General features: G+C 56.4%; 11 protein-coding genes. 9 read left to right on the plus strand and 2 right to left on the minus strand.

The features are described from left to right. Window positions 1–11: 11 nt before the first annotated feature. Window positions 12–1,517 (plus strand): MocR-like pyridoxine biosynthesis transcription factor PdxR, encoded by a 1,506-nt coding sequence (pdxR, locus tag CA948_RS09065; RefSeq protein WP_108727843.1) that lies wholly within the window; start codon window positions 12–14, stop codon window positions 1,515–1,517. A 12-nt stretch (window positions 1,518–1,529) separates the two neighbouring features. On the opposite strand, the gene CA948_RS09070 is transcribed toward pdxR, so the two are convergent. Further along, window positions 1,530–2,825, minus strand: coding sequence for a serine hydroxymethyltransferase (locus CA948_RS09070; RefSeq protein WP_094197464.1), 1,296 nt, complete (start codon window positions 2,823–2,825; stop codon window positions 1,530–1,532). A gap of 663 nt (window positions 2,826–3,488) precedes the next feature. On the opposite strand from CA948_RS09070, the gene CA948_RS09075 reads away from it, so the two are divergent. The 5 genes from CA948_RS09075 to CA948_RS09095 all read left to right on the plus strand — a co-directional run bounded on the left by CA948_RS09075 (window position 3,489) and on the right by CA948_RS09095 (window position 9,186). Beyond that, on the plus strand, window positions 3,489–4,442 hold the full coding sequence (locus CA948_RS09075; protein ID WP_094197465.1) for an AurF N-oxygenase family protein: 954 nt from the start codon (window positions 3,489–3,491) through the stop codon (window positions 4,440–4,442). Further along, window positions 4,439–5,491 carry a 2Fe-2S iron-sulfur cluster-binding protein gene (locus CA948_RS09080; protein ID WP_094197466.1) on the plus strand — a complete coding sequence of 351 codons (1,053 nt, stop codon included), beginning with the start codon at window positions 4,439–4,441 and terminating at the stop codon, window positions 5,489–5,491. The genes CA948_RS09075 and CA948_RS09080 overlap by 4 nt, the downstream gene beginning before the upstream one ends. 32 nt (window positions 5,492–5,523) lie before the next feature. Next, window positions 5,524–6,246, plus strand: a complete 723-nt coding sequence (locus CA948_RS09085) for a glutamine amidotransferase (RefSeq protein ID WP_094197467.1) — start codon at window positions 5,524–5,526, stop codon at window positions 6,244–6,246. Further along, window positions 6,243–7,109: a pyridoxine/pyridoxal/pyridoxamine kinase gene (gene pdxK, locus CA948_RS09090; protein WP_094197468.1), complete on the plus strand. Its 867-nt coding sequence runs from the start codon at window positions 6,243–6,245 to the stop codon at window positions 7,107–7,109. Before CA948_RS09085 ends, pdxK begins: the two co-directional genes overlap by 4 nt. An 85-nt stretch (window positions 7,110–7,194) precedes the next feature. Then, window positions 7,195–9,186, plus strand: coding sequence for a BCCT family transporter (locus CA948_RS09095; protein ID WP_094197469.1), 1,992 nt, complete (start codon window positions 7,195–7,197; stop codon window positions 9,184–9,186). Here the strand turns inward: CA948_RS09095 and soxR are convergent. Beyond that, window positions 9,183–9,659, minus strand: coding sequence for a redox-sensitive transcriptional activator SoxR (gene soxR, locus CA948_RS09100; protein ID WP_094197470.1), 477 nt, complete (start codon window positions 9,657–9,659; stop codon window positions 9,183–9,185). The genes CA948_RS09095 and soxR overlap by 4 nt on opposite strands. Window positions 9,660–9,990: 331 nt before the next feature. On the opposite strand from soxR, the gene CA948_RS09105 reads away from it, so the two are divergent. Genes CA948_RS09105 through CA948_RS09115 form a run of 3 tightly spaced genes read left to right on the plus strand, consistent with a single transcriptional unit; the run spans window position 9,991 to window position 15,607 of the window. Beyond that, the gene (locus tag CA948_RS09105; protein WP_108727844.1) at window positions 9,991–11,064 is read left to right on the plus strand and encodes an efflux RND transporter periplasmic adaptor subunit; all 1,074 of its coding nucleotides are present in this window, start codon (window positions 9,991–9,993) and stop codon (window positions 11,062–11,064) included. Next, the gene (locus CA948_RS09110; RefSeq protein ID WP_108727845.1) at window positions 11,061–14,177 is read left to right on the plus strand and encodes a MexW/MexI family multidrug efflux RND transporter permease subunit; all 3,117 of its coding nucleotides are present in this window, start codon (window positions 11,061–11,063) and stop codon (window positions 14,175–14,177) included. The genes CA948_RS09105 and CA948_RS09110 overlap by 4 nt, the downstream gene beginning before the upstream one ends. After that, window positions 14,174–15,607, plus strand: coding sequence for an efflux transporter outer membrane subunit (locus CA948_RS09115; protein ID WP_238988578.1), 1,434 nt, complete (start codon window positions 14,174–14,176; stop codon window positions 15,605–15,607). Before CA948_RS09110 ends, CA948_RS09115 begins: the two co-directional genes overlap by 4 nt. Window position 15,608: the final 1 nt, after the last annotated feature.

Raw genomic sequence — 15,608 nt, forward strand, 5'->3', positions numbered from 1 at the left:
GAGCAGACCGCATGACGCGTTCGTTTGAACTGGATACCTTGAAGATGCGTCTTAACGATGACGAACTTCAATCCCTGGATCTCCATCAGCGCATCCAGCGTGCCTTGCGGGCATTGATTCTGGATGGCGCGCTGGGCCCCGGGGTCAAGCTGCCTGCTACACGCTCCCTGGCCAAGTCCCTGAGCATGGCCCGCGATACCGTTGAAAACGCCTATGTTCAGCTCCATCGCGACGGCTTTATCGTGCGTCGTGAAGGCTCGGGCAGCTATGTTTCCGAATCAGTAGGCACCGAGCTGCGTGGCAGCGCCTACCGTCGTATCAAAGCTCAAGATCTGAAACGCAGTGTGATGGAACCGGGCACCGGTTTAAGCCGTCGCGGTCGCGCCGTGTTTGAAAGCGGCGGCATTGCTGATCAACAAACTATCAAAGCCTTTGCCACCGGCTTGCCGGAAACCCGCAACTTCCCCACCGATGTCTGGGAGCGCCTGCAACGTCAGGCCATGAAAGACTATCGGGCCAACATCCTGCTGCACGGTGACCCGCAAGGCACCGAGTCCCTGCGCAAAGCCATTGCTGTGTACCTGAATCTGGAGCGTGGCGCCAAAGTCTCGGCCGACCAGATTCTGATTCTGAGCAGCACACGCCAAGCCTTATTTCTGTGCGCGCAATTACTGGTCGATGCCGGCAAGCCCATTCTGGTTGAAAACCCCGGCTACTTCGGTGCCCGTAAAGCATTTGAAGCGGCCGAGGCCCGTGTGGTGCCCATTGGCGTGGACAGACAAGGGCTGCGCACCGATTTGCTCAATGAGGACCGAAGCGGCGCGAACTGTATTTATGTGACACCCTCGCACCAGTACCCCACCGGGGCCACCATGTCACTGGAACGCCGTCTGGAACTCATCCACTGGGCGGCAGAAAATGGCCGCTGGATTATGGAAGACGACTACGACAGCGAGTTTCATTACGACGGGCTGCCCACCGCATGCGTGCAGGGTCTGGATAAATACCAGCGCACGATTTACTTAGGCACCTTCAGCAAAACCCTGTATCCGGGCCTGCGCATGGGCTATATAGCGCTGCCGCCCGAACTGGTCAAACCCTTTACCCAGGCACGCAGCATCATGGACGGCCACACACCGCAAATCCTGCAGCTGACGCTGGCCCGCTTTATGGAAGACGGACACTACAACTCTCATATTCGCGCCATGCGCAAGTTGTACGCAGGACGACGGGAAATCATGCTGGAAGCCATCGAGCAGCACTTGCAAGGCATTGTTCGTGCTGCCCGACCCGAAGGTGGTTTGCAGATTCCCTGCTTTCTGGAGCCGGGCTGGTCAGAGGAGCACACCTTGCGCCGCGCCTTAAGTGCCGGGGTTCAACTGCCAGGCTTGAGCCGTCTGTACATTGGTGAGGAAAAACAACAGGGCTGGTTACTGGGCTATGCGTCTCTGACCGCTTATGAAATCGAGTCAGCCATGTTGCGTCTGGCCAACGCCCTACGTCAGGGCAAAGGCTAAAGGAGCCGGGTATCAGTACATCAAGGGGTATCGTCGATTCAGGTCGGCGACCCCTTCCAGAATGGCATTTTCGGTACGTGGGTTGCGTGAGCCACTACGCACACCGCCCAGCAAAGCCAGAATCATGTCGCCAATTTCTTTGAAATCATCCTCACCTAAACCACGAGTGGTACAAGCAGCACTGCCTACGCGCACTCCCGAATACGCCGCATTGTCTTGCTCATAAGGCACCCGGTGTTTGCTCAAACTAATGCCTAGCTGAGCCAGCACCCGCTCCACCAAAGGGCCAGACAAATCCCAGGGGCGCAGGTCCACCACACCAAAATGACAGTCTGTTCCCCCCGACACCACCGTCAACCCGCCCTCGGACAAGCGGCGGCACAAGCTGCGAGCGTTATTGATGACGGACTGGGCGTAGGCTTTATAGGACGGGCTCATCGCCTCACCCAAAGCCACCGCCTTGGCAGCCATAATGTTCAGCAAGGGTCCGCCTTGCAAGCCTGGATACACGGCCTGGCTCAAGCGCTCGGCCAGCTTGGGTTCATTGCTCAGGATAATGCCGCCACGCGGACCCCGTAATGTGCCGTGAGTGGAAAAAGTGGTGACGTGTGCATGTTTGACCGGCGAGTCCATCAAACCCGCTGCGACCAGGCCCGCACTATGCGCCAAATCCACCATCAGATAGGCATTGACCTCGTTAGCGATATCTCTGAATTGGGCAAAGTTCGGGGTTCGTGCATAAGACGAGCCCCCGGCAATTATCAGCCTTGGGCGCTCCTTGTGCGCCAGGGCACGCACTTCATCCATATCCACCCACTGGGTCTGACGATCTACTCCATACGAACAGGTCTGAAACCAGCGGCCCGATACATTGAAATGCGAACCATGGCTAAGATGGCCACCCGCGCTTTGATCCAGCGCCAAAATAGTATCCCCAGGTGAGAGCAAGGCCAGATATACCGCCAGATTGGCCTGGCTGCCTGAGTGCGCCTGCACATTGGCATAGGATGCCCCAAAGACCGCTTTGGCCCGTTCGATAGCCAGCTCTTCAGTCTGATCCGCTTGTTCGCACCCGCCGTAGATCCGCTGTCCTGGATAGCCCTGCGCCTGCTTGTTGCTAAGCAAGGAGCCTTGCACATCCAAAACGGCTCGGCTCAGGTAGTTCTCGGAAGCGATCAATTCAATGGTGTGTTGTTGCCGACCCCGCTCGGCTTCGATGATGTCCCAAAGATTGCGATCACTTTGCTGTAGAAATTGCGAACCCACCAGAGGCTGGTGGGGGGTGTCGCCACCGGCAAGACTCTTCATGGGAGTTCCTGTTCAAAGATTGGCTACTTTTACAACCGTGGCTGCTTTTCAGGCACGAGAGAAAAACTCAACCCTGGCCTGATGGCTCCAAGGGCGAAAGATACACATCCTATTCTGTTTATCAAGTTATTAAGCAGTCCAATAAAACTTTATTCACCAGACCACTTTTTATTATTGTTATTTAAATAAACATTTAAAGCATAAATAATTAAAAACCCTCTGAAACACAGCCAGAAAGCCAATCCCGATCATTCTTATCAAGAATTAAAACGGGATTTTATTTTCTGCTTTTAAGTGGTCTGTTAAATGATCTTGAAATGGTCTGTCATTTATTGTCATAGGATCATTAGAATGCAGCCAACGAATACTCAACAGCCATACTTCTATTCGCTCAAACAGATTATCACTCTTTTTAATCTGCAAACGACAGAAACATCCCCAGTTCCCCACAACCACAGGAAACGCCATTGCTTTAACGGCAGTTCAACCATGCTGATCCCCAAGACTTGAGAGACTCGATGACGGGTTTTTTTGGGCCTTGCTCATAAGGACCGGCAAATCCTTTTAAGCCTGCGGATTTCCATTTGGAAATAGAGATAGGCGAAATACAGAAACGACCTGTTCATTTCGAACAGATCGCAATCAACAGCAAGGAAGTTTGAAATGACAATCAAAAGCTACGAAACTGATGACGCCGTACGTAATATGCTGCAAAAGCTGTCTGTACTTTGGAAAAACCGGGCCGCTGTCAATCAGGAACTGCCGGACTACAACAATCTGGCGTTCGACCCCAGCAAGGCGGATTTCAGCGAATGCCTTTTGCCTTTCCGTGAGCATCAGGCCTGGTTGGAAGCCCCCGAGGAATTAAAATCGCAGTGCTTGTCCTATGCCTGGGGTATTTACAACCTTAAAACCATTTACGTTGAATGCAACGTGGTTACCCCTTCTTGCGAAGACATCATCAAAACGCCGCCCCCAAGCTCCAATCGCAATCTGCTGCAAGATGTCATGTCCCAAGCCTTGTTGGACGAGGCCCTGCACACCCGCATGTCGATCATGGCGTGCAACTACATTTATTCCATGCGCGGCCTGCAGCCGCTGGACTTCACCAACTTCAACCTGGTGCAGTGGCGCAATGACATCCTGAGCCAGTGCAGCTCCGAATCCGAACGTCGCCTGACCCGCTTTGCCATTGCCTGCGCGTCCGAGACCCTGATTACCGACTACCTGAAAACCATGGCCGAGGACAAGAGCATCCAGACCGTGTGCCATGAAGTCACTCGCACCCATGCCATGGACGAATGGAGCCACTCCAGCGTGTTCAGCTTTGTCGCTTCGGACATCATTCACGGCCTGAGCCAGAAAGAGCGTGAACACATGCGCGCCATCATTTTGCGCACCGTGGAAATGTTCGCCAACAATGAAATGGGCGCCTGGGAAAAAGTGTTCTCCATGGTGAACTTCCCCAATGCTCGCGACATCCTGCACGATACGGGCGACTCCAACGAGATTGGCGTGTACACCGGTTCGGTTGAAAGCCTGATCGAACGCATTGGCTTGAACAGCAAATCGGGGCAGGCACAAGCCCAAGCCGAGCAACAGGAGGCGCTGCAATGACAGCCACGATTCAGGCGCGCTGCGAGACCGTTCGCCCCGAGGCCGGAAACGTCAAAGTGTTCACCTTGCGCGTTCAAAGTAAACACTTCGATTTTCTGAGCGCCTTGCGGGCGGGCAAGCATGTCGCCCTGAGCTACCCCGATACCGGCGGCACCATTCAACAGCGTATGTACTCGATCACCCGTATGGCCGATCCAGACCTGATTGAAATTGCCGTAAAAGGTTCGGGCCGCAATAGTGTCTCCGATCATTTGCACGCCACCTTGCGTGAGGGCATGAGCGTGCCCCTGCAATATGTGGCGGGTGATATTTCGGTGGACTCTATTGTGGGTTATGAGCGTATCGCCATGATCGCAGGCGGCATTGGCATTACCCTGCCCATTGCCTTGCTGCGTGAGTTGGCGGCGCGAGCCCAGGATGGCTTGCCAGTACCACAAGTACATTTGCTGCTCAGTATTGCTCGTATTGCCGACATCCCCTTCTTGCACGAACTGCTGCAGCTGGATCTGAGCACCAGCTGGTTCACACTGACGGTGTTTGTCACGCAAGAAAAAATCCGCGAAAGCGCGCATTTCAAAGTGGGACGTCCCTCCTTTGAGAACATGGAGCAGTTGAAAGACCCGCAGGCTGTTGTGATTTGCGGCAGTCATGGCTTTGCCCAGGCCTTGCGCGAATACACGATTCAAGCGCATCCCATCTCGCATATGTTGATTGAAGCTTTTTCCCCGCCTGCCAAGTCCGGTGTGGAAATCCTGCCTGAAGCAGGCAGCGCTCCCTTGCAAATCAATGTACGCAGCACAGGGCAGACGCTCTCACCCGAACCAGGCAGTAGTTTGCTGGAAATGCTGGAAGCGGCCGATGTCCCTATCCGCAGTCAGTGTCGTTCAGGAATTTGTGGTGCTTGTCGGGTACAGATCTCGGAGGGCGAATACCGCTCTGAACCGGACTTTTGCCTCAGCGACCAGGACAAGGCGCAAGGTCATGCTCTGGCATGTTGCACCTTCCCCCTATCGGGCGCCATGAATGTAGACATTGGTACCACGAGCTGACATCCTTACCATCTGAATTAAAAGAACCCCCTATGAAGAAAGTCATCGCACTGCGTCATATCCATTTTGAGGACTTGGGCACACTGGAACCTGTTCTGATCGAGCAGGGCTACCAAGTTCAATACATTGACCCTTCCGTCGAGTCACTGCGCCACGTGGGTGAACAGGACGCTGACCTGCTGGTTGTATTGGGCGGGCCAATCGGCGCCTACGACGAAAAGATTTACCCATTTCTCTCCGATGAGCTGGAGCTGATCAACAAATTCCTGCTGGCTGGCAAACCCTTGCTGGGCATTTGTCTGGGCGCACAACTGATTGCGCGTGCCCTGGGAGCCAATGTGTATCCACTGGGTGTGAAAGAAATCGGTTTCTCTCCCTTGAAACTGACTGATGCGGGCAAAGAATCGCCCCTGTCCGCAGTTAGCGGTATTCCTGTCCTGCACTGGCACGGGGATCAGTTCGATATTCCTGACGGTGCCATTCACCTGGCCAGCACGGATGTGGGCCCCAACCAGGCCTTCTCCTTTGGAACCCAGGTATTGGGCCTGCAATTTCACTTGGAAGCCGACACCAGCAAGCTGGAGCGCTGGCTGGTTGGTCATGCCAACGAACTGGGCCAAGCGGATATCGACCCGCAAATGCTGCGTCTGGAAGCCATGGCGGTACAAAAGCGCCTACACGCCGCTGCCGCTACGGTCCTGACCGACTGGCTCAGCCAACTTAAACAAACCAGTTCCGCTGATTGTGCTGCATGAACACTGCTGTAACGTTTGTTGATCGTGAACGACATCCCTACCATGTGGATGTCGTTTCGATTCAGTCCCAAGTCGTCTACGGTCGGGTGGGCAACAATGTTGCCGGCCCGACTTTGCGTAGACACGGTTTTAAAGTAGCCGCCGTTCCCACCGTGTTGCTTAGCAACAACCCGCAATACCCCACGGTGCACGGCGGTGCTGTACCCGATGAGTGGCTAGAAGGCTTTCTGAACGATCTGGTCTTGCGCGGTGCGCTGGACAAGGTGCGCGCTGTGCTGATCGGTTATCTGGGCAGCGCCAATCAGGCCATTATCATTGCGCGCTGGTTAAAAGCGCTACTGCAAGAGCACCCCGACATTCTGGTCATTGTGGACCCGGTCATTGGCGATCTGGACGTAGGCGTCTATGTAGACCCGGCTCTGATCCCCGTCTATCACCAGACCTTATTGCCGCTGGCTACGGGCTTGACACCCAATAACTACGAGTTGTCCTTACTGTCTCAACAGTCTTGTGACAGTATTCAGGCCAGCTCAAGCGCGGCTCACGGCCTGTTGAATGGCCGTACCGAATGGGTCATTGCCACCAGTGCCGCCCCCGAATCCTGGCAAGATGGCCAGATCAAATTATTAATGTCTCGCAAAGAACCACGTGCCGACACGCTGCTTAGCCATCCACGCGTCGACTGTGCGGCCAAAGGCACCGGCGATCTGTTTGCCGCCACCTTATTGGCTCACCTGATATTGGGCGCAGACCTGCATTCTGCTGTGCATACAGCCAGTGCCAATGTGCTGCACCAGTTGGAGTTGACACGGCAGGCCGGACATCAGGAATTAATTTTGCCCATAGATCCTTTCCGAGCCTGAGCAAATATTTCTTAATCTAACAAGACTTTCAACTGTCAGCCGTTCTCGTTAAGCTGTGCCCTCTTAGTTACAAACGGAGCATGACATGGGGCTGCCTTTTAGAAGCACGCTACATCCACGGGTGTTCTGGGGATCTACCTTTATCGTCCTGATTTTCTTGCTGATCGGGATCATTTTCCCTAAAGACGCCGCGCTTATTTTTGAACAGTTGCAAGACTGGGTCATCAAAAGCTTCGGCTGGTTCTACATCCTTGCCGTCGCCTTATTTTTCTTTGCGGTGGTTTATCTGGCCTTAAGCCGCTATGGCAATTTGAAATTAGGGCCCGATGACTCTGAGCCTGACTACCCTTACCTGACCTGGATGGCCATGCTGTTTGCCGCCGGCATGGGTATTGGCTTGATGTTTTTTGCCGTGGCCGAGCCGCTGCAACACTTCTCGGCCCCCCCTTCAGGGCTGGCTAGTACAACCACGTCAGCCCATCAGGCACAGATCATCACCTTCTTTCACTGGGGGGTGCATGCCTGGGCGGTCTATGCCGTAGTCGGGCTATCACTGGCTTACTTTTGTTTTCGTTACAACCTACCACTGACGATTCGCTCGGGCCTATACCCGCTGTTTGGCAAGCGCATCGAGGGTTGGATTGGCGACAGCGTTGATATTTTTGCTGTCTGCGGCACCTTGTTTGGTATTGCCACCTCCATGGGTCTCGGTGTTTTACAGATCAACGCAGGGCTTGAATACCTGTTTGGCTGGCCTCAAGAGACCTGGTTACAGATCGCACTCATTACCGGTGTCACCGCCTTGGCGACCTTATCGGTGATCAGTGGTCTGGATGTGGGCATTCGGCGCCTTTCCGAACTGAACCTGCTGGTAGCCGTGTGTCTGATGCTGTTTGTGCTGACTGTCGGCCCCACCTCCTTTTTAATGAATGCTTTTGTACAGAATATTGGCGGATATCTGGATAACTTTTTCGCTCGCTCATTCAGTACACAAGCATTCCGAGAGCAAACCTGGATGAAAGCCTGGACCCTGTTTTACTGGGCCTGGTGGATTGCGTGGTCGCCCTTTGTCGGCATGTTCATCGCCCGCATCTCGCGCGGTCGTACCGTGCGCGAATTCGTCCTGGGGGTCTTGCTGGTTCCAACCGTGTTCACCTTTTTCTGGATGACCGTATTTGGCAACACAGCTATTTTCCTGGATATGGGAGTTGCCGCTGGCCAACTGGCTCAAGATGCAGCCAATAACGCCTCTGTGGCCTTGTTCGAGTTTTTTGAATACCTGCCCTGGCCTGGTGTCACCTCGGCTCTGGCGGTACTGCTGGTTACCATTTTCTTTATCACATCAGCAGACTCCGGCTCCCTGGTGATCGACACACTGGCAGCCGGTGGCGTAGAAGACGCTCCTGTATGGCAACGGATTTACTGGTGCACGCTGGAAGGTGTCGCCGCTGCCTTGCTTTTGTTGGCCGGTGGTCTCACCGCGCTGCAAACTGTCACTTTGGTCAGCGCCCTACCTTTTGCTGTGATCGTCTTTTTGCTGATACTGGGACTGTTCAAAGGCATGAAAGCGGATATGTCACGTATGCGTCGCCAAAGCCCCATGTCCGGCCCGGCACCAGGCTCAGAAGTGTCCTGGCGTCATCGGCTCTCGACCATCTTGCACACGCCCAATCGACGGGATGCTCGTCGCTTTATGGGCGCGACCGTCATTCCCGCGCTGCAGGCGGTGGCCGACGAACTAGGTAAGCGCAATCTGAATGTCAGCCTGGAAACCAGCGATCAAGATACCGCTCAACTGACGATTCAGGCGGATAACCAGCGCAACTTCGTCTATGGCGTGGAACTGCGTGCCCGTCGAGTTGCCAGCTTTACGGCAGCAGCCGCCCGTAACGAGCAGGCACATCCTCAGGAATGGCAGATACGCACCGTGTTTGCGGACGGCAGTCGGGGTTATGACTTGATGGGTTTGTCCTCCAGCCAGGTCATTAACGATATCCTGAACCACTTCGAGCGCTATCAGGCCTTGGTCACCTCCGAGGCGACCGCTCTGTACGCACAGTCGCCCGACCCGACCTAAACCTCTGATCCGGCCTCCAGCTTTCTTTCCAGAATCTGGGGGCCGGGCCCTTGCTGGCCCAGGATATCGGCCGGATTACGCAAGGGACATTCACTCATGGACAAGCACCCACAGCCAATGCAGTGGGTCAGCTCATCGCGCAATCGCGTCAACTGCTCAATCCGATCATTCAAACTGTCTTGCCAGCGGCTGGACATGGCCCGCCATTGTTTGCTGGACGGTCTGCTACCCGGTGGCAAACCCTGCAAGGCCTCGTGAATTTCCTCCAAAGGAATTCCGGTACGCTGCGCCACTTTAATGATCGCTATGTAGCGTAAAACCACCGAATCAAAGCGACGCTGGTTACCACTATTACGGGTACTGGCAATCAAACCTTTCGCCTCGTAAAAATGCACCGTGGACACGGGCACGCCACTGCGCCTGGCCACCTCTCCCACCGTCAGTGCACGCGTGAAATCCACTGTTTTCGCCATTTCCACCCCCTTGACCTCAAGTTAACTTGAGGTTTTATAGTCCAGGTACCTAATTAAGGCAAGCCATATCGGCTGCCTCTTTATTGTCACAGGAACCTGCCATGCCTCCCCTCATTTGGACTATGTTTGCCGGACCTCTGTCATGGTTTCGGCAGTCCGTGCTTGGCCAAAGCACAATCACCACTGCCCTGGCAACCCAAGTCCACAAGCCGCTTGCAGCAGCCATCCATTTCAAGCCCGAAGACTGGTCACAAAGCGATCAGCGATTCGGCTGGACGCTTCCGAACAGACAGCCCCTGTGGCTCTCTTGCCCAACAGGAGGTCCAGCAGCATGAGTGCGCGTCGTACTTGGATCATGATTCCCATTGTGGCCGGCGTATTGGCCATAGGCTGGCGTTTGCTGCCAGCCTCACAAGAAGTTCAAGCAGCAGGCGGCTATCCCCCTGCCGTTGTCGAGTTGGCCAGCGTCAAGTCCCAAACCGCCCCTCGTCTTTTACATGCCGTCGGTGCACTGGAAGCCTGGCAGCAAGTGTTGCTGAGCGCAGAGACCAGTGGTCGTATTCGCAAGATTGATTTCACCTCCGGACAGCACGTCAAAGCCGGCCAGCCTCTGGTCTTGCTTAATGACGAACTGGAGCAAGCCAGCGTGCGCCGCGAGCAGGCGCAAGTCAAACAGACCGCTATTCAACTGACGCGGGTGCGCAAGTTAAAAGAACAGCAAGCCGCAACCCAGGAGCAACTGGATCAGGCCCAGGCTGATCACGCGGTAGCCCAGGCTCAACTGCAATATCAACGTGCTGAGCTGGCCTTGAAGCAAATTACCGCTCCCTTCTCGGGCCGCATCGGTATCACCAGCCTGCACCAGGGCCACTACCTGCAACCTGGCCAAGCTATTGCCAGTCTGGTCGATGACAGCCAATTGCGCGTAAACCTGACGGTGCCCGAGCAAAATCTGTCTGATTTAAGCGTGGGCCAGACCTTGCTGGTGCAAGTTGACGCCTGGCCGGGTGAAAACTTCCAGGCTGAAATCAGCGCTGTCGATCCTTTGATCGGTGATTCGCGCACGGTGCGCCTGCAAGCCCTACTACCCAATCCAGGTAATCGCCTCAAAGCGGGAATGTACGCCCGCGCTCAATTGAAACGCCCCGCCGAAGCCCCCGTACTGACCGTGCCCGAAACCGCACTGACCTACACCGCTTACGGCCAGACCGTGTTTGTGGCCTCCCCCAAGGATCAAGGTCTGTGGCAGGTCAAACGCGTAGCCGTACAAACCGGCGAGCAGTGGGATGAGCATGTCGAGATCCTTGAGGGCCTGAAAGAAGGCGACAAGGTGGTCAGCGCCGGTCAGATCAAGATTCAGGACGGCTCCACGGTACAGACCGCCAAGGACAAGGAGCCCGTATGAACACCGCCTCCCGTCCCGGTTTTACCGACTTGTTCGTGCGTCGGCCGGTTCTTGCCCTGGTGGTCAGTGCCTTGCTCCTGATGTTGGGTCTGTTCTCTCTGGACAAGCTGCCCATCCGGCAGTATCCCCTGCTGGAGAACTCCACCATCACGATTACCACCGAGTACCCCGGCGCCTCTGCACAGCTGATGCAAGGCTTTGTCACCCAACCCATCGCCCAGGCACTGGCCTCGGTGGAAGGGGTGGATTATCTATCCTCCCACTCCGTGCAAAGCCGCAGTGTCGTGACCTTGCGCATGGAGCTGAACCGCGACTCCACCCAGGCACTGACCGAAGTCATGAGCAAGGTCAGCCAGGTGCGCTATCGCCTGCCTGAAGGCGCTTATGACCCGGTTGTGGAGCGCTCCTCCGGGGACTCCACCGCCGTGGCCTATGTGGGCTTTTCCACGACGTCGATCTCCATCCCGGAGCTGAACGATTATTTGTCCCGCGTGGTGGAACCCATGTTCTCCACCATTGATGGCGTCGCGAAGATCCAGACCTTTGGCGGCCAAAAACTGGCCATGCGACTCTGGCTGGATTCGGACCGCATGGCTGGCTATGGCCTGACTGCTGCCGATATTGCCCAGGCTGTACGCGCCAACAACTATCAGGCCGCTCCCGGCATGGTCAAAGGCCAGCATGTCTTGAGCAACATCCAACTCAACTCGGACCTGACCAGCGTGGCCGAGTTCCAGGACCTGATCGTGCGCGAAGACGGCACCTCTTTGGTACGACTGCGCGACATAGGCAAGGTTGAACTGGGTGCCGCCGCCACTGAGACCAGCGCCTTGATGGATGGCCTGCCCGCCATTCACCTGGGTTTATTCCCCACTCCCGGCGGCAATCCCTTGCGCATTGTGGAAGGCATTCGTGACCGTCTGCCTGCCATTGAAGCGACCTTGCCACCCGGCGTAGAAGTGGCCCTGGCTTTTGAAACCGCCCGCTTCATTCAAGCCTCAATTGATGAAGTACTGAAGACCCTGACCGAAGCCATGATTATCGTGGTGCTGGTGATTTATCTGTGTCTGGGTTCCTTTCGCAGCGTGCTGATTCCGCTGGCTACCATTCCCTTGTCCATGTTGGGAGCCGCGGCCTTGATGCTGGCCTTTGGCTTCAGCATCAACTTGCTGACCTTGCTGGCCATGGTGCTGGCTATTGGTCTGGTCGTGGACGACGCGATTGTGGTGGTTGAAAACGTGCACCGTCACATCGCTGCGGGTCGCTCGCCCGTGGTGGCAGCCTTGCTGGGCGCGCGTGAAGTGGCCGGCCCTGTGATCGCCATGACCCTGACGCTGGCTGCGGTTTATGCCCCGATTGGTCTGATGGGTGGTCTGACTGGGGCACTGTTCAAAGAGTTTGCCCTGACCCTGGCCGGTGCGGTGCTGGTATCCGGCGTGGTGGCCCTGACCTTGTCCCCGGTGATGAGTTCTTTGCTGCTGCCCTCGCAGCAAGATGAAGGCCGCATGGCCCATCTGGCAGAGCGATTCTTTGGTGGCCTGTCGGCCCGCTATGGCCACTTGCTGGCCCGCTCCTTGCGTCATCGCTGGATCACGGGCGCCATGGCCTTGCTGGTCTTTATCAGCCTGCCCGTGCTCTATCAAATGACGCACAGTGAACTGGCTCCCATTGAGGATCAGGCCAGCGTGCTAACAGCCGTGAAAGCTCCGCAAAATGCCAACCTGGCCTATGCCGAGCGCGACGGCAAGCTGCTGGATGACACGTACCGTGACGTAGCCGAAACCGAGAGCACCTGGCTGATTATGGGCACCGATGGCCCAGCCGCCAGCTTTGGCGGGATCAACCTGAAGGACTGGAGCAAGCGCGAGCGCGATGCCAGTGCCGTACAGGGCGAACTGCAAGGACGCGTCAGCGCGATTCCCGGCAGCAGCATCTTTGCTTTCCAGCTTGCCCCCTTGCCCGGCTCCAGCGGCGGGCTGCCGGTACAACTGGTACTGCGCAGTCCCGGCGACTACCGCACGGTGTACGACACGATGGAATGGGTGAAGCAGCAAGCCCGTGAAAGTGGCTTGTTCGTTGTAGTGGATAGCGACCTGGACTACAACAAGCCCGTTTCCCGCGTGGAAATTGACCGCAGCAAAGTCGCCAGCATGGGCATCAGCCTGCGTGATATTGCCGACTCTTTGGCTGTACTGGTGGGCGAGAACTACCTGAACCGCTTCTCGCTGGATGGCCGCTCGTACGACGTCATTCCGCAAAGCCAGCGTGAACTGCGCCTGACGGCTCAAGCCCTGACACGCCAGTTTGTACGCAGTGCCAATGGCGAGCTGGTGCCCTTGTCGACCATGGTCCAAATTCACAGCGAAGTAGAACCGAACAGCCTGCGCCAATTCAACCAGCAAAACTCGGCCACGTTGCAAGCCATTCCCGCTCCGGGCGTAACGCTGGGGCAAGCAGTGGGCTATCTGGACGACATCGCCCGGCAATTGCCGGCTGGCTTTACGCATGACTGGCAATCCGAATCGCGCCAATTTACCCAGGAAAGTCAGTCTCTGGTGTGGGCTTTCCTGGCCGCACTGGTGGTGATTTATCTGGTGCTGGCCGCACAGTACGAAAGCCTGGTGGACCCCATCATCATTCTGGTGACGGTGCCCTTGTCCCTGTGCGGAGCCCTGCTGCCATTGGCTATGGGGTTTGGCACGCTCAACATCTACACCCAGATAGGCCTGTTAACGCTGGTTGGTCTGATCAGCAAGCACGGCATCTTGATGGTGGAGTTTGCCAATGAGCTGCAATTCAAGGAAGGCCTGAAAAAGCCCGAAGCCATCTTGCAAGCCGCCCGCATTCGTTTGCGCCCAGTGCTGATGACAACCGGAGCCATGGTCTTTGGTCTGGTGCCTCTTCTGTTTGCCTCCGGTGCGGGTGCTAACAGCCGCTTTGGTCTGGGTGTGGTGCTGGTCTCGGGCATGTTGATTGGCACGGTCTTCACTCTGTTTATCCTGCCGACTTTGTATACCTTGCTGGCGCGTGATCACGCCCATCAAGCAGACACCCCACGGGCGCGCGATTTGGCTCAGGCCCTGCGCCCTTCGACTGGAGAACACTCATCATGACGCCACCATTATCAAACAGGCTCGCGCCTGTGGCGCGTGCTCTGCGACTGGTGATCCCCAGCCTGATCCTGAGCGGTTGTGCCGTGGGACTGGACACCTCCATTCCCACCGCCCCAAGCTTGGCCGACACCAACTGGAACAGTCAGTTCGCCCAAACCACCGAACAAGGCGAAAACTGGTGGACCTTGCTGCAAGACCCGCAACTGGACGCCCTGATTGCCAAGGCCCTGGATCACAATCTGGATATTGCCCAGGCACAGGCCCGCTGGCGGGCCTCCCGCGCCCTGATCGACGAGCGCCAGCACGACCGCCTGCCGGCCGTCACGGCCCACGCCAGCTACAACCGTAGCGGTTCACAGTTTGCCGCAGCAGACGGTTCCATTGACCACGGCATTAGCGAAAACTGGCGCCTGGGCATGCAGGCCACGTGGGAGATTGATCTGTTCGGTCGTCTGGAACAATTGGCCCGCTCTGCCCAGGCTCGCAGCGAGGCCAGTGCAGATCAATTGGATCTGACTCGCCAGGCCATTGCCGCTGAACTGGCGCGTCAATATGTGCAAGCACAGGGTTTGCAACGACGACTGGCTCTGGCAGAGGACGATGTACGCAGTTGGGAACAAACCATCAAGCTGGTGCAGGCTGGTGTGTCGTTGGGCCGGGAACTGCCGGAGAATCTGGACAATGCCCAGGCGGGTCTGGAACGAGCCAAAACCCTGGTGCCTCAACTGCGCAGCGATCTGGAGCTGGCTCGTTTGCGTATCCAGGTGCTAAGCGGCGGACAAGCCGAGAGTATTGATACGCCGCTGCCTAGCGCCAAGGCACCTTTTGCCGCCTCCCTGCCTTTGGGGGACGTCAACGCCATGCTGTTCAACCGGCCTGACGTACGTGCCGCTCGACAGGAAATCCTGGCCAGTTCGCACGAAGTGGCCGCCGCCACCGCCGAGCTGTACCCCCGTCTGGATCTGGCTGGCTTTATCGGCTTCTTTGCTCTGAGGGGTAGCGACCTGGGCCATGCTGCCCGCGCCTTCGATGTTTCACCCGCCATGCAATGGCCTGCCCTGCGCTTGGGTCATGCCAGAGCGCGCTTGCGTGGCATGGAAGCCGTGGCTGATGAATCACGCCTGCACTATCAACAAGTGCTGCTGCAAGCTCAGGAAGAAATTCAGGGCTCTTTGCAAAGGCTGACTCAACATCAAGAGAGCCTGCTTAGCCTGACTCGAGCGGCGTCACACCTGGAAAATGCCCATGAGCGCGCCTTGACGCGCTATGAAATAGGCGCTGGGGCCTATCAGCAAGTGTTGGAAAATCAGCGCAGTCTGAACCAGACCCGGCAAGAGCTGGCAATGGCGGAAACCGGCTCGTACCTGAATGTGATTGCCTTGTATCAGGCTTTGGGTTGGGGAGTAGCGGCACCGAGCCCGACAAAGTAGT

The sequence above is a fragment of the Alcaligenes aquatilis genome (genome assembly GCF_003076515.1).
Taxonomy (GTDB): domain Bacteria; phylum Pseudomonadota; class Gammaproteobacteria; order Burkholderiales; family Burkholderiaceae_B; genus Alcaligenes; species Alcaligenes aquatilis.